This is a genomic window from Streptomyces sp. GbtcB6 (assembly GCF_019091475.1).
Taxonomy (GTDB): domain Bacteria; phylum Actinomycetota; class Actinomycetes; order Streptomycetales; family Streptomycetaceae; genus Streptomyces; species Streptomyces hyaluromycini.
Genome location: NZ_JAGXJL010000004.1, coordinates 456,288 through 475,909 on the forward strand (window position 1 = coordinate 456,288; position 19,622 = coordinate 475,909).

13 protein-coding genes and 1 tRNA gene are annotated in these 19,622 nt (G+C 70.2%); 13 read left to right on the plus strand and 1 reads right to left on the minus strand.

Annotation, left to right across the window (positions count from 1 at the left end):
* The 13 genes from KVT45_RS10040 (at position 1) to KVT45_RS10095 (ending at position 18,404) form a co-directional block, all read left to right on the plus strand.
* Entirely contained in the window at positions 1 to 2,193 is a 2,193-nt protein-coding gene (locus KVT45_RS10040; protein WP_217546131.1) for a DEAD/DEAH box helicase, read from the plus strand.
* Positions 2,194 to 2,371: 178 nt separating this feature from the next.
* Positions 2,372 to 4,495, plus strand: coding sequence for a VCBS repeat-containing protein (locus tag KVT45_RS10045; RefSeq protein ID WP_217546132.1), 2,124 nt, complete (start codon positions 2,372 to 2,374; stop codon positions 4,493 to 4,495).
* Positions 4,496 to 4,576: 81 nt separating this feature from the next.
* On the plus strand, positions 4,577 to 6,106 hold the full coding sequence (locus tag KVT45_RS10050; RefSeq protein WP_217546133.1) for an amino acid permease: 1,530 nt from the start codon (positions 4,577 to 4,579) through the stop codon (positions 6,104 to 6,106).
* Between the two features lie 109 nt (positions 6,107 to 6,215).
* A tRNA-Lys gene (locus KVT45_RS10055) sits at positions 6,216 to 6,288 on the plus strand.
* A gap of 404 nt (positions 6,289 to 6,692) precedes the next feature.
* On the plus strand, positions 6,693 to 7,004 hold the full coding sequence (locus tag KVT45_RS10060) for a hypothetical protein (RefSeq protein ID WP_217546134.1): 312 nt from the start codon (positions 6,693 to 6,695) through the stop codon (positions 7,002 to 7,004).
* Positions 7,005 to 7,011: 7 nt separating this feature from the next.
* Positions 7,012 to 11,502, plus strand: coding sequence for a DUF6531 domain-containing protein (locus tag KVT45_RS10065; RefSeq protein ID WP_308310691.1), 4,491 nt, complete (start codon positions 7,012 to 7,014; stop codon positions 11,500 to 11,502).
* Between the two features lie 28 nt (positions 11,503 to 11,530).
* Positions 11,531 to 12,070: an SMI1/KNR4 family protein gene (locus KVT45_RS10070; protein ID WP_217546136.1), complete on the plus strand. Its 540-nt coding sequence runs from the start codon at positions 11,531 to 11,533 to the stop codon at positions 12,068 to 12,070.
* A 704-nt stretch (positions 12,071 to 12,774) separates the two neighbouring features.
* On the plus strand, positions 12,775 to 12,909 hold the full coding sequence (locus tag KVT45_RS57645) for a hypothetical protein (protein WP_302832487.1): 135 nt from the start codon (positions 12,775 to 12,777) through the stop codon (positions 12,907 to 12,909).
* 135 nt (positions 12,910 to 13,044) lie between these two features.
* A complete protein-coding gene (locus tag KVT45_RS10075) occupies positions 13,045 to 13,611 on the plus strand; it encodes an NADPH-dependent FMN reductase (protein ID WP_217546137.1) in 567 nt (188 codons plus the stop codon).
* Positions 13,612 to 13,726: 115 nt separating this feature from the next.
* Positions 13,727 to 14,446, plus strand: coding sequence for a leucine-rich repeat domain-containing protein (locus KVT45_RS10080; protein WP_217546138.1), 720 nt, complete (start codon positions 13,727 to 13,729; stop codon positions 14,444 to 14,446).
* 391 nt (positions 14,447 to 14,837) lie between these two features.
* Positions 14,838 to 16,442, plus strand: coding sequence for a histidine kinase (locus KVT45_RS10085; RefSeq protein WP_308310692.1), 1,605 nt, complete (start codon positions 14,838 to 14,840; stop codon positions 16,440 to 16,442).
* Positions 16,433 to 17,116 (plus strand): response regulator transcription factor, encoded by a 684-nt coding sequence (locus KVT45_RS10090; RefSeq protein ID WP_217546139.1) that lies wholly within the window; start codon positions 16,433 to 16,435, stop codon positions 17,114 to 17,116. Before KVT45_RS10085 ends, KVT45_RS10090 begins: the two co-directional genes overlap by 10 nt.
* A 241-nt stretch (positions 17,117 to 17,357) precedes the next feature.
* Complete coding sequence (locus KVT45_RS10095) at positions 17,358 to 18,404, plus strand: acetylhydrolase (RefSeq protein WP_308310693.1); 1,047 nt, start codon at positions 17,358 to 17,360, stop codon at positions 18,402 to 18,404.
* A gap of 130 nt (positions 18,405 to 18,534) precedes the next feature.
* On the opposite strand, the gene KVT45_RS10100 is transcribed toward KVT45_RS10095, so the two are convergent.
* A complete protein-coding gene (locus tag KVT45_RS10100; RefSeq protein WP_217546141.1) occupies positions 18,535 to 19,593 on the minus strand; it encodes an L-idonate 5-dehydrogenase in 1,059 nt (352 codons plus the stop codon).
* Positions 19,594 to 19,622 lie beyond the last annotated feature (29 nt).

Below are 19,622 nucleotides of genomic sequence, written 5' to 3' on the forward strand. Positions count from 1 at the left end.
ATGTCCGTGTCCAGTAATGATCAGATCGTCGTGCCCGAGAACATCCAGGACGACGAACTGGTGACCCAGGTCTCCGAGGAGACCGCTGACACCACCGACACCACCCCCCAGACCACCTTCGCCGACCTCGGTCTCCCCGAGGGCGTCGTGCGCAAGCTCGCGCAGAACGGCGTGACGACCCCCTTCCCGATCCAGGCCGCGACCATCCCGGACGCCCTGCTCGGCAAGGACATCCTCGGCCGCGGCCGCACCGGCTCCGGCAAGACCCTCTCCTTCGGTCTGCCCGCCCTGGCCACCCTGGCCGGCGGCCGCACCGAGAAGAAGCGGCCGCGTGCCGTCATCCTCACCCCGACCCGCGAGCTGGCGATGCAGGTCGCCGACGCGCTCCAGCCCTACGGCGACGTCCTCGGCCTGAAGATGAAGGTCGTCTGCGGCGGTACGTCCATGGGCAACCAGATCTACGCCCTGGAGCGCGGCGTCGACATCCTCGTCGCCACCCCGGGCCGCCTGCGCGACATCATCAACCGCGGCGCCTGCTCCCTCGAGGACGTGCAGATCACCGTCCTCGACGAGGCCGACCAGATGTCCGACCTGGGCTTCCTGCCCGAGGTCACCGAGCTGCTCGACCAGGTCCCGGCCGGCGGCCAGCGCATGCTCTTCTCCGCCACCATGGAGAACGAGATCCAGACCCTCGTCGAGCGCTACCTGAACAACCCCGTCTCCCACGAGGTGGACGCGGCCCAGGGCGCGGTCACGACGATGTCCCACCACATCCTCATCGTGAAGCCCAAGGACAAGGCACCGGTCACCGCCGCGATCGCCTCCCGCAAGGGCCGCACGATCATCTTCGTCCGCACCCAGCTGGGCGCCGACCGTGTCGCCGAGCAGCTGCGCGACTCCGGCGTGAAGGCCGACGCGCTGCACGGCGGCATGACCCAGGGCGCCCGGACCCGCACCCTCGCCGACTTCAAGGACGGGTACGTCAACGTCCTGGTCGCGACGGACGTCGCCGCCCGCGGTATCCACGTCGACGGCATCGACCTGGTGCTGAACGTCGACCCCGCCGGCGACCACAAGGACTACCTGCACCGCGCCGGCCGTACCGCTCGCGCGGGCCGTACCGGCACGGTCGTCTCGCTCTCCCTCCCGCACCAGCGCCGGCAGATCTTCCGGCTGATGGAGGACGCGGGCGTCGACGCCGGCCGTCACATCATCAACTCCGGCACGGCCTTCGAGCCGGAGGTCGCCGACATCACCGGCGCCCGTTCCATGACCGAGGTGCAGGCCGAGTCCGCGGGCAACGCGGCGCAGCAGGCCGAGCGCGAGGTCACCCAGCTCACCAAGGAGCTGGAGCGGGCCCAGCGCCGGGCCGCCGAGCTGCGCGAGGAGGCCGACCGCCTGGTCGCCCGGGTCGCCCGCGAGCGCGGCGAGGACCCGGAGGCGGCGGTGGCCGAGGCCGCCGCCGTGGCCGAGGCCGAGGCCGTGGTGGCGGAGCAGCCGGCCGCCGAGGCGCCGGCCCGTCAGGAGTCCTCCTCGTACGAGCGTCCGCGTCAGCAGCGTGACGAGCGGGGCAACTACGAGCGCCGGGACCGTCGTGACGAGCGTCCGTCGGGCGGCTTCCGTCGCGACGACCGCCGTGACGACCGCGGTGCCCGTTCCTTCGACCGTCGTGACGAGCGTCCGTCGGGTGGCTTCCGCCGCGACGACCGCCGGGACGGCGGCGACCGTGGCGGTTTCCGCCGCGACGACCGTCCGTCCGGTGGCTTCCGCCGGGACGACCGCCGTGACGACCGCGGTGCCCGTTCCTTCGACCGTCGTGACGAGCGTCCGTCCGGTGGCTTCCGCCGCGACGACCGCCGGGACGAGCGTCGTGACGACCGCGGCGGTTTCCGCCGGGACGAGCGCCAGCCGTTCGACCGGGACCGTGACGACCGTGGCGGCCGTTCCTTCGACCGTCGTGACGAGCGTCCGTCCGGCGGCTTCCGCCGCGACGACCGTCCGTCCGGCCACCGTGGCAGCGACCGCCCGTTCAACCGCGACCGCCGCGACGACCGCCCGGGCTTCCGCAGCGGTGGCCACAGCGGCCACGACCGCCCGCTCGGCCGTCGTGACGACCACCGCGGCTCGTCCTCCGGCTCCACCGGCTCCTTCGGCCGCCGCGACGACAAGCCGCGCTGGAAGCGCAACGGCTGACACCGAGTGAGGTGACGAAGGGCCCGTACGACGACCTGTCGTACGGGCCCTTCCGCGTTCCGGACCGGGACGGTACCGACAGACCCCGCCAACTACCCCCTGTTCACGGTCAATTCACTGTTGATGCCTGTGTGCTGGTTGTTAACATCCTTTGACTTTTGACTTCCTGGGGGGTTCCTTGAGCCGGCATGCCCGGATCGCACTCACTCTCGTCGGACTGGCCGCCCTCGGCGCCGGTTCGCTGACCACCGCGGGCACGGCCGCCGCGGACACCACCCCGACGCCGATCACGACGGACGGGGTCTGGGGTATCGACTACGCGGGCGGCTTCCTGGCCACCGCGGAGTACGCGCCGAATGGCGACCAGTGGGTGATCGGCCGGCAGATCTCGGCCGACGGTTCCACGGTGCTGGAGAGGACGACCCGGGGATTCGCCGGCACGGACGCGGTCGGCGGCCATCTCCAGCGGGTGCCCTGCGACCAGGGCGCGCCGGGCTGTGTGCCGCTGCGCACCTTCGGCAACACCTACGTCGGCGACTTCATGGACGACGGCACCGGCAAGCAGACGGCCCAGATCTACCTGACCGACGACACCATGGACGGCGGGCCCGATCCGGTCGTCACCGGCGGCCGTTTCGTCGACGCCACCGGCCGCTTCTACGTCTACCAGGCGTCCTCCACCGGCAAGCAGTACGTCGACGCGGTGCCCGCGTACCAGACCCAGAACGTCCGGCTGACCCGGTCCATCACCGCCGCCTCCGTGTGGGGTTCGACGCTGTGGACGCCGGGCACCGGCAACGGCGTCGTCACCGGATACGACCTGAAGGCGAAGAAGACGGTCGCGACCGTCTCCACCGGCGCGCCCTGCACGGTCAAGGAGCTCGAGGTCGTCGGCCGCTGGATCTACTGGAACTGCGGCCCGACGGGCGCCGCGGGCGTGTACGACCGTACGGCGAAGAAGAACATCAAGGTGCCCTCCGGCCCGGCGCTGGTCGGCGACGGCTACCTCGTCCAGCACGACCGGACCGCCGGCAAGCTCATGCTGACGGACTTCCACACCGGGACGGCGGCCGCGGCCCGTGCGATCGCCGACCTGCCCGCCGGGCAGACCGCCGACCAGCGGCGGCTGACCTGGTCCGTGGACAAGTTCGGCGGCGACATCGCGTACGTCGGCCCGGACAACGTCATCCGGATCGTGCCGAGCGGGGTGCCGACCCAGTCCCTGACGGGGATCGAGTCGGAGGTGGCCGACTGGGACGAGGACGCCCGGGAAGGCGCCACCGGCAACACCACCTGGGGCAGCGTCTGGCAGCTCAGCAAGCCCGCCAAGTGGACCTTCACCGTGAAGGACACCCACGGGCACGCCGACCGCACCATCAAGGGCAGCGGCACGTCGGTCGACATCGACTGGGACGGGACGAACGACACGGGCGGCTATCCGCTCAACGGTCCGAAGACCTGGACGCTGACCGCCACCGCCGTCGAGGGCTCGGGGACGTACACGACGAGCGGGAAGTTCGGCTACACCGGCGGCACGCAGGGCTTCCACGACCAGAGCGGGTACAGCTACGGCGACCTGGCCACCCTCAGCTCGTCCGGCGGCCTCACGCTGCACTCCACCACGGGCAACGGCAAGTTCAGCGGCACGTGGGCGGCCTTCGGCTGGCCGGCGGGCACGGTCGCCGTTCCCTTCGGGGACATGACCGGCGACCGGTGCGCCGAGATGCTGGTGCGGATGCCGAACGGGGAGCTGCGCCGGTACACCGGCAAGTGCGGCGGCTCGTACCGGCCGTCCGACAAGCACATCTCCCTCGGCACCGGCTGGAACGCGTACAACGTCCTCACCGCCCCGGGCGACCTCACCGGCGACGGCCGGACCGACCTGCTGGCCCGCAAGGCCGCCACCGGGGACGTCTACCTGTTCGCCGACGACGGCAGCGGCAAGCTGAAGGCCGGAGTCAAGATCCGCTCGTGGTCGACGTACACGAAGATCGTCGGCGCCGGTGACCTGAACGGCGACGGCTTCGGGGACGTCCTTGCGGTCGACAAGGCCGGGACGCTGTGGCGCTACGACGGCACCGGGGCGGGCCAGGTGAAGGAGCGGGTGAAGGTCGCCGCGCACTGGAACGCCTCGTACAACGCCGTCGTGGGCGTCGGCGACATCACCGGGGACGGCAGGAACGACCTGGTCATGCGGGACACCGCGGGCAACCTGTACCGGCAGACGGGCACGGGCAGGGGCACGTTCGCGGCGCGCGTGAAGATCGCGACGGGCTGGCAGGGCTACAAGGCGCTCTTCTAGGCCTGTTTCAGGCCCGTTCCAGCATGTTTTCGGCCATGCTGTGACGCATGTCACGCCCTCGGCGAGGGAATCGCTGAGGGCATGACAGATGACGCGACAGTCAAGTCGCCCTCCGGCGCGCTCTCCGACGAGGAGCGGCTGGCCCAGCTCGGCTACACGCAGGTCCTGGCCCGCCGTATGTCGGCCTTCTCGAACTACGCGGTCTCCTTCACGATCATCTCGGTCCTCTCCGGCTGTCTGACCCTCTACCTCTTCGGCATGATCACCGGCGGCCCGGCCGTGATCACCTGGGGCTGGGTGGCCGTAGGCCTGATGACCCTCTTCGTAGGCCTCTCGATGGCCGAGATCTGTTCGGCCTACCCGACCTCCGCCGGCCTCTACTTCTGGGCCCACCGGCTGGCTCCGCCCCGCAGCGCGGCCGCCTGGGCGTGGTTCACGGGCTGGTTCAACGTGCTCGGCCAGGTGGCGGTGACGGCGGGCATCGACTTCGGCGCCGCGTCCTTCCTGGGCGCCTACCTGAACCTCCAGTTCGACTTCACCGTCACCCCCGGCCGCACGATCCTCCTCTTCGCGGGGATCCTGGTGCTCCACGGCCTGCTGAACACCTTCGGCGTCCGGATCGTCGCTCTGCTCAACAGCGTGAGCGTGTGGTGGCACGTGCTGGGCGTCGCGGTCATCGTCGGCGCGCTGACCTTCGTCCCCGACCACCACCAGTCGGCGTCCTTCGTCTTCACCAAGTTCGTGAACGAGACGGGCTGGGGCAGCGGCCCGTACGTCGTCCTCATCGGCCTCCTGATGGCCCAGTACACCTTCACGGGCTACGACGCCTCGGCGCACATGACGGAGGAGACGCACGACGCGTCCACGGCGGGCCCGAAGGGCATCGTCCGCTCGATCTGGACCTCCTGGATAGCCGGCTTCGTCCTCCTCCTCGGCTTCACCTTCGCCATCCAGTCGTATGGTGGCGAGCTGAAGTCGCCGACGGGCGTGCCCCCGGCCCAGATCCTCCTGGACGCGCTCGGCGCGACCACCGGCAAACTCCTCCTCCTCGTCGTGATCGGCGCCCAGCTCTTCTGCGGGATGGCGTCGGTGACGGCCAACAGCCGCATGATCTACGCCTTCTCACGCGACGGCGCGCTGCCCTTCTCCCGCCTCTGGCACACCGTCAGCCCACGCACCCGCACCCCCGTGGCGGCGGTCTGGCTGGCGGCCTTCGGCGCCCTCGCCCTGGGCCTCCCGTACCTGATCAACTACGCGGCCTACGCCGCCGTGACGTCGATCGCGGTGATCGGCCTGTACGTGGCGTACGTGATCCCGACGCTGCTGCGGGTGCGGAAGGGGGCGGCGTTCGAGCGGGGCCCCTGGCACCTGGGCCGCTGGTCGCTCGTCATCGGCGTGATCTCGGTGACCTGGGTGGCGGTCATCACCGTCCTCTTCATGCTCCCGCAGGTCTCCCCGGTCACCTGGCAGTCCTTCAACTACGCCCCGGTCGCCGTGCTGGCCGTCCTCGGCTTCGCCGCGATCTGGTGGCAGGCCTCGGCCCGCCACTGGTTCCTCAAGCCGGCCGCGGCGACCCACCAGGAGGACACCGCCAAACTGGCCGATCTCTGACCCACCGGCCCCCTGACGCACCACTTCTGCCACGCGACGCGGCCACGCCCCCGATACCGGATCGGCGAGACGCCTCCGTCCGGCTATGCTCGGGGAGGCAACATCGCCTGGGCCGTTAGCTCAATTGGCAGAGCAGTGGACTTTTAATCCATTGGTTGTGGGTTCGAGTCCCACACGGCCTACCGGTGATGGTCCGGGGGTATGCCCTCTGACCTGCTGTGCAGCGTCTGGGTCGGCTTTGGCCGCCTCAGACGCTGCTTCGTTTTCAGGCTCGTGCGTGAGCGGATGCGCCCCGGAGCCGGTGGCCGGCATGCCCGTCAGCCGCGAGCGCGGACTCGCGCACGAGCGTAGCGACCGCGCGCACTTCGCAGTCTCCGGCGACTCTGCCGTTCGGTCAGCTGGGCCGGGCGTACCGATGCGGCCGCCGGCGGATCGCTTCACTGAAGTTGACGGCCTGAGCGTCCGACCAGACATGCGATGACGATCTTTACTCCCCCTTGGGGTGTGTCATACCAGTCGAACAACTTCTCTTACTAGCGTCGGGGGCTTGGCATGTCCACAGAATGAAGTGCGGGGGGCGCGTGACATGTCGGACCTGAAAAAGGAGGCCGTGTCGCTGCACACGGCGGCCTCGGGTCTGCGCGCACTGGGGCACCACACCGCGAAGCCGTTGCACGAGTTCAAAGCGGCCGCACACGACCTGTCCGCCCTCGGCGCTCTCGGTTCCCTGCTCGGCGCAAAGGGTCAGGTCCAGGAAGGCATGACGACCCTGGCGAAGCTGACCGCGCAGCTGGATGAGGAGTGGCAGGCGGAGGCGAAGCTCATGGGCGAGGTCTCCGACGCCTTCGACCTGCTGGATGTGCTGCTGGCGGCCTCGGCTCGGGCGAAGAAGGGCTGATCGAGGCGTGGTCGACCTCAACCCGCTGCACTACGTCAACAAGTTCAACCACATGTTCGGCGACAGTGTCGCCAGTGGCCTTGAGTTTCTGGGTATCTCGGACCCGGCAGTGGACCCGGACGGGGTCCGCGAGATCGCCAGGAAGTGGCGCCACCTGGCCAAGGGCCTGGAGGACGCGGCCACTGCCGCGGACAAGGCGTTGGCCGGGGTGGAGTGGGAGGGCCAGGCCGCCAAGGCGTTCAACAAGCGGGCGAAGGCTGCCCGCAAACAGGCCAGGGAGATGGCGCACGCGCTGCGCGAGGGCGCCAAGGCGCTGGACGACTTCGCCGACCAGGCCCACGAGTTGCTCTCCCAGATCGGCGTCATGCTGGCGGAGATCGCAGAGTTCGAGATCGCCGGTCTGGCTCTGGACGTCCTGACCGCGGGTGCCTCGTCGGTGGCGTCCACGCTGATGGCCGGCGAGCGGGCCTTGAAGGTGGTCGCCCTCGTCGGCCGGATCGAGGAGGAGGGCACCGCCCTGGGCGCCACGGTCCGCGGGGTGTTGGAGGTAATCCGCGGGGTCGAGCGGGCGCTGAAGGCACTCAAGGAGATCCGCGGGGTCGCCAGGGTGGGCAAACTGGCCGCGGACGGAGCGAAGTTCTCCGCCTTCGAGACGCTGTTGCAGGACCCCGGCGCCTTCAAGGATCCCGGCAAACTGGCCGGCATCCTCGCCGAGGGTGCGGTGATGGGAATCGGGATGGGTGCCCTGGGCAGGGCACTCGGCAAGGGCCTGAAGGCGCTCAAACCCGGCGAACTCGCCCGGCTGGCCCAGGCGATGAAGCTCGGCGAGAATGGTCTGACCCGGTTCAAGCTGCGGCCGGGTGAGGCCGAAAGGCTCGAAGCCGGCATCCAGGCGGCGGAGAAGGAGTGCAAGCTCGACCCGATCGATGTGGCCACCGGCGACATGCTGCTGCCGCAGAGCGACGTCGAGCTTCCCGGCGTGCTCCCGCTGGTGCTGCGGCGCACCCACATCTCCTCCTACCGGTGGGGCGGCTGGTTCGGCCCGTCGTGGATCTCCACCCTCGACCAGCGGCTGCAGGCGGACGACGCGTCCGTCACGTACGCCGCACCGGACGGCTCCCGGCTCGTCTACCCGCTACCGGACCCCGAGACGGACGAGCCCGTGTATCCCGAGGCCGGGCCCAGGCTGCCGCTGTCCTGGGACACCGAGGTCGACGGCGCCCTGCGCCTGCTCGACCCCGGCACCGGCATCTCCTGCGTCTTCCACACGCCGCAGCCCGCCGACGACGGCAACGCGATAGACCTGCCCCTGCAGCACATCGTGGACCGCAACGGGCAACGGATCACGGTCCGGTACGCCGACAACGGCACACCGGCGGAGATCCTCCACTCCGGCGGCTACCGCATCGCCGTCGACCGGCACCGCGACCAGCCTCGCATCGCGGCCCTGCGCCTCCTGGACCCCGAGAACACGGCCGGTCCCGGAACCACACTGCTGACCTACGGATACAGCGAGGACGGGCGCCTCACCGAGGTCACCAACTCCTCCGGCCTGCCGTTGCGCTTCACCTACGACGCCGACGGCAGGATCACCTCCTGGACCGACCGCAACAACACGTCGTACGCCTACACGTACGACGAGCGCGGCCGGGTCATCCGCACCGAGGGCACCGGCGGCTACCTGTCCGGCGCTCTCACCTACGACGACACCACGCGGACCGCGACCACCACCGACGCCCTGGGCCACGTCACCCGCTACGAGCACAACGAGGCTTTCCGCCTTATCCGCACCACCGACCCGCTCGGGCAGGTCACCAGCCAGGAATGGGACGCGAAGCACCGCCTGACAGCCGTAACCGATCCCCTCGGAAACACCACCCGGTACACCTACGACGACAACGGACGCCTCAGCGGCGTCGCCCGCTCCGACGGCAGCGGGACCCGCGTCGAGTACAACGCCCTCCATCTGCCCGTCACCGTGACGGAGCCCGACGGCGCGGTCTGGCGCCATGAATACGACGAGCGCGGCAACCGCACCGCGGTCATCGACCCCGGCGGGCAGGCGACCCGATACACGGTCGGCCGCAATGGCGCGATCGCGGACGTCACGAACCCCGTAGGCGAGCGGCTGGAGATCGTCTCCAACGCAGCCGGCCTGCCGCTGACCGTCACCGGCGTGTCCGGGCCGCTGAGGCGGCACGAGTACGACGCGTTCGGACGGCCGGTGCTGGTCATCGGTCCGGCTGGAGAAACGACACGCCTGACGTGGTCCGTGGAGGGCCGGCTCACCTCGCGGACCGGCCCGGACGGCTCGACGGAGACGTGGGCGTTCGACGGTGAGGGCAACTGCGTCCGCCACACCGATCCGCTCGGTGCGGCGGTTGTCTCGGAGTACGGCGCGTTCGACCTGCTGACGGCCCACGTGGGCGCCGATGGAGTGCGTCACACGTTCTCCTACGACACCGCGCGGCGCCTCACGACGGTCACCAACCCGCACGGGCTCACCTGGTCCTACCGGTACGACGCCGTCGGACAGCTCGTCGAGGAGGCCGACTTCGACGGGCGCACGACGGCCTACACGTACGACGCGGCAGGACGCCTCGACAGGCGGACCAACTCCGCCGGTCAGACCGTCACCTACCGCTACGACTCCACGGGCCGGCTCGTCGAGAAGGCGGTCGACGGCCGCTCCACCCGCTTCGAGAACGACCCGTGCGGACGCCTTCTGCGCGCCGTCGGCCCCGAGGCGGAACTGGAGTACCGGTACGACGCGGTGGGACGCGTTGTGGCGGAGTCCGTCGACGGCCGGGACCTCGCCTCCGCCTGCGACGCCGCGGGGCGCCGCACCCGGCGCACCACCCCGTCCGGCGCGACGACGACGTACTCGTACGACTCCTTTGGCAACTACGAAGCCCTCACCATGTCGGGCCGGACCCTCTTTTTCCGGCATGACGCGACGGGCCGCGAGATCCAGCGCAGCCTGGGCGACCGCTTCACCCTCGCCTTCGCCTGGAACGACCAGGGCCGGTTCGCCGGTCAGACGCTCACGGTCCCCGGCATCGACAGGCCGCGGATCCACCGGACCTACGCCTACCGCGGCGACGGACACCTGACCTCCATCACCGACCAGCAGACCGGTAGCCGCACCTTCACCCTCGACCGGGCCGGACGTGTCACGGCCGTCCAGGCGACGGACTGGACGGAGACCTACGCCTACGACGAGACGGGCAATCAGACCCATGCGTCCTGGCCGGACCGGCATCACGGCGCCGAGACCCGTGGCCCGAGAAGCTACTCCGGCACCCGCCTGACCCATGCCGGCGGCACCCGCTACGAGTACGACGCGGCGGGCCGCACCGTCCTGCGGCAGAAGACACGCCTGTCCCGCAAGCCCGACACCTGGCGCTACGCCTGGGACGCCGAGGACCGGCTCACGTCGGCCGTCACACCCGACGGCACTGTCTGGCGCTATGTGTACGACCCGCTAGGCCGCCGCATCGCCAAGCAGCGCCTCGTCGTCGACGGATCCGTGGCCGAGGAGACCCGCTTCACCTGGGACGGCAGTACCCTCACGGAACAGACCACCCACGTTGCCGGGACGACCGAACTCGTCACCCTCACCTGGGACCACGACGGTCTGGCTCCGCTCGCGCAGACGGAGACCAGATCGCTCGCCTCAGCCCCGCAGGAGGCCGTCGACCAGCGCTTCTTCGCCATCGTCACCGACCAGATCGGCACCCCCACCGAACTGGTCGATGAGAACGGCGACATCGCCTGGCGCACCCGGGCCACCCTGTGGGGCACGACCACATGGAACCGGGACGCCAGCGCCTACACGCCCCTGCGTTTCCCGGGCCAGTACTTCGATCCCGAAACCGGCCTGCACCACAACTACTTCCGCCACTACGACCCCGAAACAGCCCGCTACCTCACCCAGGACCCGCTCGGCCTCGACCCGGCGCCGAACCCCGTCGCCTACGTCGACAACCCGCACACCCTGTGCGACCCCATGGGGCTCACTCCGTGCGACGAGGCCGACGTCACCTGGGGTGGTCGGGTCCGCTACGGCGCGCCGGGACCCGGCGGCCGTGCCTCCGGCATGGAAGCCACCATCGAACCGGACATGACCGGAGGAAAGACCAACCCCCAGGTCAACGTGCCCGGTTACCAGAAGTACAAGAACCTCAACAAGACCCACCTGCTCGGCGCCCAGATAGGCGGATCCAACAAGGATCCGCGTAATTTCGTCACCATGCACCGCTTCGCCAACTCACCGGTCATGCGAAAGGTCGAGGACCAGATCAGGGCGGCGGTGGACGGAGGCGAGACCATCGAGTACTCGGTCACACCCGTCTACCGGACCAACGACCCGAGCGATGTCGTACCCGTGGGACTCACCCTGAAAGCCACAGGCAGCAACGGCTTCACCTTCACCCCCTACGAAAGCGGCAGCGCGACGAACGCCGTCACTATCCTGAACGTACCCAAACCCAGGTAGCACGCGCGCAGTAAGGAAGCCGACCGCCATGCATCCCGCCGTGGAACGCCTCTTCGAGCTCATCCCCCCGGCTGCCCCGCACCGCTCACGCGACTGGGCGGCCGTCGAGCGGCAACTGGGCACGCCTTTGCCGGACGACTACAAGGAGCTGGTCGAAACCTACGGCGGTGGCGTCTTCGACGAGACCATCTGGCTTCTGGACCCGGAATGCCCCGACGAGAACTACAACCTCATCGACCAGGCCACGGAGCGCGCGGAGATCCTCGCGGACCTCTGGCAGACCGAAGCCCGACCGGCGGAACTCCAGGACCCCGACGCGCAGGTGCTGCCATGGGCCTACGCCGAGGGAAGCGGCATGTACCTGTACTGGCTGAGGCGGCCGGAGCAGAAGCCGGACGAGTGGACGGTCATCCTCAACGAAGGCCGAGGCCCGGAATGGGAACACCACGCCACCCAGTGCGCCTCCTTCGTGCTCGCTGTCCTGACCGGCGAGGCCGAGACCGAGTATTTCCCCGACCTGCCGACGGACAGCCACGGCTTTGATTCCAACGACGAGATTCTTGACTAGCCGGGTATGAGCCACGCACCGGCTTCCCGGTCCAAGCGGTCACGGAGGGGACAACGGCGGCGTCAGGCAAAGGGGCAGAGAAACGACAGGTCACCAGCCTGCGATGCGTGAGCGATGCGTGAGCGGACGAGACGGCACGTGCTCGCATGGGACAGGCCGGCGACCGTTCCGCCCGGGTTCTGACGTACTTGTTCCGGACACCAAGGCAGCGTCCGGAATTACCCGGCAAGATCCAGCCGGGACTTTTAATCCATCGGTTGTGGGTTCGAGTCCCACACGGCCTACGGGTTGCAGGCGGGGGGTACACCCTCCGACCTGCTGTGCAGCGCCTGAGCCGACTTCGGTCGGGTCGGGCGCTGCTTCGTTTTCGGGGACCTGGCGTGAGCGATACGGCGACGTGGCGCAGGTCCCGCAGGGTGATGGGCGACTCTCGGGGCGGAGCCAGGAGCCGTCCTCCTCGGTGCAGGTATGGGCTGGCCAAAGATTCGTTCAGCGAGGGGCTTTCGGTTCACGGTCGTGGATGCAACCTGTCGCGGGACGCTCGGCTCGGCTGCAGGCTCGGGTGGCGGCCTCACCCGGTCCACAGCTGGTGCGGTCCCGACGGGACAAGGCCGGGACAGTGCTCTTCCTCGTGCTGATGGTCGACTCGCTCCTTCGCGATCGCCGCGGTCGTCGCCCCGCTGCTGTTCTCGCTGCTGTTCGCTGTGTCGAGCGCGGCTCTGTGGGTCACCCTGGCGGCGGTGCTCGCTCTGGTGACGGTTCCCGGCATGCTGGCCCTTGCTCCGCGCCTGCCGAAGTCCGCGCTGGTGACAGACGGAGCCGAGCGGAGCACCACCTGACGGAGCATCTGGTCCTGTGGCGGGCGTTCGGCACCGGGGCAGGTTCCGGCGCAAGTTCAGAGTGGCTTCGCCGGTGAGGCGGCAGCGATCCGTCGGACACCTCCGATGGGAATGCCAGGGAGGTAGGTTGAGCAGATGTCCGCTGTGCCCGTGATTCTGTTGCTGTCGGGGAGCCTGCGCGCCGGTTCCACCAATGACGCCGTGCTGCGCACCGCGCAGGTCGTGGCGCCGTCCGTGCAGGTGCGTGCCGTCATGTACGACGGTCTGGCGGAGCTTCCGCACTTCAACCCGGATGACGACACCGACCCGTTGCCGCCCCCTGTGGCGCGGCTGCGGGCGGCGATCGAGGGGGCGCACGCAATCCTGATCTGCACCCCGGAGTACGCCGGAACCCTGCCGGGTTCGTTCAAGAACCTGCTGGACTGGACGGTCGGTGGCACCGAGATCTGCGACAAGCCGGTGGCCTGGGTCAACGCGGCGGCACCGGCCCGCGGCCAGGGCGCGGAGGCCACGCTACGAGTGGTTCTGGGCTACACCGGCGCCGACATCGTGGAGTCGGCCTGCGTGAAGGCCCCGGTGGACCGGCGGACGGTCGGCGCGGACGGCCTCATCGACGACGCGGAGGTCCGCCGTCAACTCGGCGACGTGTTGGGCCTGTTGGCGGCGGCCGGCGAACAGGCCGCAGTGGCAGACCTGGCGTGACTCCTGGTCTTGGTCGTGTGGCTTCCGGCTCGTCCTCGTCAGGTGTGTGTTCGCACCTGCTGCGATTCTTCGCCTGAACCATCGGTCCGCCGGCAAATCGAGGAAGGACCACGCCGTGCCGCACACGCTGAACCTGTGGCGTCAACAGCTTGGAAAAGTACCCGCGTCGGTCTGGCAGGACCCCGACCTCCAGGTGCTGATCCTCGCGGACAACGGGCTCACCGACCTCCCGCCCGAGATCGGACGAATGCACCGGCTGGCCACCCTGGACCTCGGCCACAACCACCTCACCTCGGTGCCCGCCGAACTGGGTGATCTGGCCGACCTCACAGGTTTCCTCTACCTGCACGACAACAAGCTGTCGGAGATCCCGGACGCATTGGGAAGCCTGACTCGGCTGCGCTACCTCAATATCGGCGAGAACGCCCTCACCGCCCTGCCCGAGGCCATCGGCCGCATGGCCGCCCTGATCGAACTCCGGGCACAGCACAACCAACTCACCTCGCTGCCTGACAGCGTCGGAGACCTACGCAACCTGCGCGAACTCTGGCTGCGGGGCAACGCGGTCGAAAGCCTGCCGCCATCCATGGCCGACCTCCGCGAACTGCGCCATCTCGACCTGCGGGAGAACACCCTCACCGAACTCCCGGAGGTGCTGGCCGGCCTGTCCCGACTGCGCCAACTCGACGTACGCAGCAACCACCTCACGCGGCTGCCGGACTGGGTCGTCGACATGCCCGCGCTGGAGAAGCTGGACTTGCGGTGGAACGACTGCGAGCCGACTCCGTCGCTGCTGACCGAACTGGAGCGGCGGGGGTGCGTCGTCCTCTTGTAGAGCGAAAGCCACTGCTCAGCGGCCCGTCATGCCTACCGAGGAGCCCCAGCTCAGACCTCGTCTGGACTGGGGCTCGCGGTGTTTTCGTGGGCTTGGAGACCGCTTGCCGGCCGTAGCAGCCCTCCACGGGGGTGGCCGTAGACCGCGTCGAAGACTTCTCGGTGGATCTGTCGTTCGACAGCGTGCGTTACCTGTGCAGCCGGGACTTCCTCCGCTTCGACGAGGGGTGGGTGTTTGCCTACCTCAGAAGTAGGTTTCGGCCCATGGCGCTTGCCGGTCCCCTCGCAGCAGCATGATCTCCAGGTCACAGCGCGTGGCCTGGAAGACGGGACGGGGGGCGGATATGTGGCCGTTTCCGGTGGGCGGGGCGCCCTGGCCGGGGGGCGTGCTCGTGGCACTGACCGCGGTCTGCGCCGTGCTGGCCTTCAGGGCGGAACAGGCGCGGGACCGGCCGGTGCATACCGGGCGACCGGCTGGGCGGATCGGCTGGCCGGTCGTGGCGGGACTGGTGGGTACGGCCGCGTACGGCAGTGTGCCGGCTCTGCTGCTCGCCCTGCACAACACTGCCGGAACGGGGGGCTACATCGTCACCGTGCCGGATCTCCAACCTGACGGGCTGCTCGCGGCGGCGCTGCTGACGGCCGGTCTGCTGGCCACCACGCTGCTCCCCTCGGCGCGCGTGCCCGGGCGGTGGGTACTGCCCCTGGTCGCAGCGGTGACCGGCGAACTGCTGGAATGGACGTACTGGCTCACGCATGCGCTCACGCGTTCCGCTGTTTCCTACGGCCTGACACCCCTGAATGTCCTGGTGGGCTGTGTGAGCATCCCGGTGCTCGCCGCCCTCGCCGGTGCTGCTCTGCGCCGGCCGGCGAACGGCAGGCCCGGGCGCCTGGCCGGAGCCGATGCGCTCAGGTCCGCGCGCTGGGCCCTGCTGCTGCCCGCCGTGGTGGTGATGACCGGCGACCTGCTCGGCCTCGATCTGTGGCGGTCCGCGTCGCCGGGCACCGGGATCGGGCCGGCCGTGACGAGTTACCTGGTCGGGCTGGCGCTGCTGGCGGCCGTCGTGGCCGGGCTGGTGCGATGGCCGAGGGCGGCGGCGGACCTGGCGGCCCTGGGGCTGGTGGGGATCGGGGCGTACGACGTCGCCCAGAGCGGGTTCGGGCAACACCTGGTGGAGGTGCGGAAGTTCGGCTCGCCGGGCTTGCCGGCGCCGTCCCTCGACTTCGAGATGGTGGCTCACCATGCGTCGGTCCTCGGCGGAATCCAGGGGGCAGTACTGCTGGCCCTCGGGCTGTGGCTGCTGCCGAGGACCGTGCTGGCGGACGCCGGTCGGCTGCTCGGCCGCGGGCCGGACCCGGCGCTGACCCGGCGGGTTCGGGAGCTGACCGAGACGCGGGCCGATGCGGTCAGTTCCGCGGCCGCGGAGCTGCGCAGGATCGAGCGGGACCTGCACGACGGCGCACAGGGCCGGCTGGTCACCATCGGGATGAACCTCCGGGTCGCGGAGGAGATGATCCACAGCGATCCGCACGAGGCCGCCGCACTCGTCGTGGAGGCCCGCGTCGCCTCGGCGGCGGCACTGGAGGAACTGCGCGGCCTGATCAGAGGGATGCACCCGCCGATGCTGGCCGACCGGGGGCTGGGGGAGGCGGTCCGGGCGCTCGCACTGGACCTGCCCCTGCCGTGCGGGACCGAGATCGATCTGTCCGAACGGCTCGCCGCCCCGCTGGAGTCGGCCTGCTACTTCGCCGTCGCCGAGGTGGTCACCAACGCCGTCCGGCACGCCTCGGCGCACGGCCTCCAGATCCGCATGACCCGGACGGACGGGCTGCTGCGCATCGAGGTGGTCGACGACGGAGTGGGCGGCGCGGATCCCGCCCGGGGCACCGGGCTGGCCGGGGTGGAGCGACGGCTGGCGGCCTTCGACGGCATCCTGGCGGTCAGCAGCCCGCCCGGCGGGCCGACGATCGTGGTCATGGAGGTGCCGTGCGCGTAGTCGTCGCGGAAGACCTCTTCCTGCTCCGGGAGGGGCTGGTCAGGCTCCTCAAAGCACGTGGGTTCGAGATCGTGGCGGCCACCGACAGCGCGCCGGGCCTGCTCGACGCGCTGCTCGGGTTCCGGCCGGACCTCGCGATCGTGGACATCAGGCTGCCGCCCACCCACACCGACGACGGACTCCGCGCGGCGCTGACCGCCCGGGACCGGATACCCGGGCTGCCGATCCTGCTGCTCTCGCAGTACGTCGAGCAGATCTACGCCCAGGAGCTGCTCGCCGACCGGGCCGGAGGGGTCGGCTACCTGCTCAAGCACCGGGTGTTCAGCGACGACCAGTTCGTCGACGTGATCCGTACGGTCGCCGCGGGCGGCACGGTCATGGACCCCGAAGTGGTCACCAAGCTGCTCGGCCGCCGCAGCCGCGGCGCACGCGGGCCCCTCTCCAGGCTTACCGAGCGGGAACGCCAGGTGCTGGAGCTCATGGCTGAAGGGCGCTCCAACAGCGCCATCGCGAACCGGCTCTTCATCAGCGAGAAGGCCGTGTCCAAGCACAGCACCAGCATCTTCACCAAGCTGGAGCTCGCCCCCTCCGACGACGACAACCGCCGTGTGCTGGCCGTGCTCACCTACCTCATGTCCGCGCCAGGCGAAGGCCGCATTCCACCGAGTCACTGAACTGATCAGGACCGAAACGCTGCCGGGCCGGGCCGGGCCGACGGCTCAAGCGCCGGACGCAGCTCAGTGCTGCCCGGAAACCCAGGGAGGGTCCGTGACAACCCCGTTCATGAACCAAGACGGAATGACACGCCGTCGCATACTCGGAGCCGCGGTGGCAGCCGGGGTCACCGTGCCGACCGTCGCAGGCCGGGCGAGGGCGGCTTCGACCGCTCCGGGCCCGGTGCAGCTCACTCTGCCCGTGCCCACCGGACCGTACCCGGTGGGCACGGTGCCCCTGCACCTCGTCGACACCTCACGTCCGGATCCTGTGGCAGGCCCCGGGCATCACCGGGAGTTGATGGCCGCCGTCTGGTATCCCGCCCGGGGCGTCAGACGGTATCCACCGGCCCGCTGGACATCCCCCGCCGTGGCGCGGGCGCTCCTCACGTCGTTGGGCTTTCCGGCCGATGTCGCGGTGGCGCCGCTCACGGCCGGTCACGAGGGCGCACCGGTGCTGCGAGCGGGCGGACGACTGCCCGTCGTCGTGTTCTCGCACGGAGCGCACGATCACCGTGCGGACACCACCATCGTGGTGCAGGAGCTTGCCAGCCACGGGTATGCGGTGGTCACGGTGGATCACACGTACGACGCGTTCAGCGAGTTCCCCGACGGCCGGCTCACGGTCCCGCTCGACGAACCCGCCTTGGGAGCGCGGGACTTCGCCACGGACATCCGGTCCGTGCTCGACCGCGTCGAGGACCTCGCCGCCGGGCGCAACCCCGACGCCGAACACCGGCCGCTGCCGGCCGGCCTTCTCGGCGCCCTCGATCCGCAGCGCATCGGCATGTTCGGCTGGTCGAAAGGCGCGACGGCGACCGCCCTCGTCATGAGCGAGGACCGGCGCGTCCGGGCCGGGTTGAGCTTCGACGGGCCGATGGAGCCGACGGTCACCACCGACCTGGACCGGCCGTTCATGCTGATGACCGCCGCGTACCCCCGGGCCACGCAGCCGAGCGTCGCCGAGTTCTGGTCGCACCTGCGGGGCTGGCGGCTCGATGTCCAGGCGGAGGGCGCGGTTCACTCGTCGTACTGCGACGCGCAGTTCCTGATCCCACAGCTGGCACAGGCCGTCGGGATGAGCGACGAGGAGTTGCGGGACTGGATCGGCACCCTCGATCCGGCCCGGGCGGTTCGGATCCAGCAGGCGTACCCGCTCGCCTTCTTCGACCTGCACCTGCGCCACCACCGAGGGCACCTGCTCGACGGCCCGTGCCCGGCCTTCCCGGAGGTGAAGTTCATCCCATGAAGCGATGGGCCGCGTCACTCAGACGATGATTCTGCTGCCGACGCCCGCCCCGGCGTAAGCGCCTCGAACGCGACACCGGTAACGGCGCGATGGTGGCGCCGTGTCAGGGCCGTGCGTGAGCGGTTGTGGCTCACGGGGTGGACGTCGTCGTCGCCTCCGGGTGCGTGTGCCGGGTCAGATCCAGTAGGACCTTGGAGGCGATCGTGCGGTCGTGGGCGAGGTCGAAGGCCGCGCGGGCTTCGGACAGCGGGAAGGTGTGCGTCACGACGGCGTCGACGGGCAGGCCGTCGGCCAACAGGCGGATCGCGTCGTCGAATTCGGTGTCGAAGCGGAAGGCGCCGCGCAACTCCAGCTCCCGGGTGACGGTGATGTTCCCGAGCAACGGCACCTCGCCGGGAGGCAGGAGTCCGAGGAGGACGACCGTGCCGCCCCGGCGGGTCCGCTCCACGCAGGTCCGCAGCCCCGCGGGCGCTCCGGAGGCTTCCACCGCGACATCGAAGGGCCGGCCCTGAGCATCGTCGTCGGCACCGACCCGGACGGTGGCGGTGGCACCGCAGGCTCGCGCGATCCGCAGAGGTGCTTCCATCAGGTCGCTCACCACGACCTCGGCGGCACCCTCATGGCGCAGGACCGCGGTGACGAGGCAGCCGATCGGGCCGGCGCCGGTCACCAGGACGCGCCTGCCCCGTACGGCACCGGCTCGCCGCACCGCGTGCAGGGCCACGGACAGCGGCTCGGCCAGCACCGCGCGCCGCAGATCGAGGTCCGGCGGCAGCGCTCGGAGCTGGGCGGCCGGGACGGTGACGTACTGGGCGAAGCCGCCCTGGACATGAGGTGTGCGGGCGGCGCTGCCCAGATAGCGGGTGGCGGCGCACACGTTGCGCCGCCCCGCGTCGCACTCGGCGCAGTGGTCGCACGGGGTGGCCGGATGGACCGCGACCGGGGTACCGGCGGCCGGACCGGCGGCGCCCGGGCCGAGGGCGGCCACGTGGCCCACGATCTCGTGGCCCAGCACCATCGGCTCCCGCACGGTGAAGTCACCGACGCGGCCGTGGCGGTAGTAGTGCAGGTCGGATCCGCAGATGCCGCCGAAGGCGACGGAGACGGCCGCCTCGCCGGGGGCGGGCGCGGACGGTGTGAACTCCTCCACACGGAGGTCTTGCGCCGCGTGGATGACGCAGGCGTGCATGGGGGCTCCCTTCCGGTAACAGAGGAACA

Coding starts and splice junctions, on each gene's coding strand:
- KVT45_RS10040 (WP_217546131.1), top strand. CDS start 1: ATGTCCGTGTCCAGTAATGATCAGATCGTCGTGCCCGAGAACATCCAG.
- KVT45_RS10050 (WP_217546133.1), top strand. CDS start 4,577: ATGACAGATGACGCGACAGTCAAGTCGCCCTCCGGCGCGCTCTCCGAC.
- KVT45_RS10060 (WP_217546134.1), top strand. CDS start 6,693: ATGTCGGACCTGAAAAAGGAGGCCGTGTCGCTGCACACGGCGGCCTCG.
- KVT45_RS10070 (WP_217546136.1), top strand. CDS start 11,531: ATGCATCCCGCCGTGGAACGCCTCTTCGAGCTCATCCCCCCGGCTGCC.
- KVT45_RS10075 (WP_217546137.1), top strand. CDS start 13,045: ATGTCCGCTGTGCCCGTGATTCTGTTGCTGTCGGGGAGCCTGCGCGCC.
- KVT45_RS10100 (WP_217546141.1), bottom strand. CDS start 19,593: ATGCACGCCTGCGTCATCCACGCGGCGCAAGACCTCCGTGTGGAGGAG.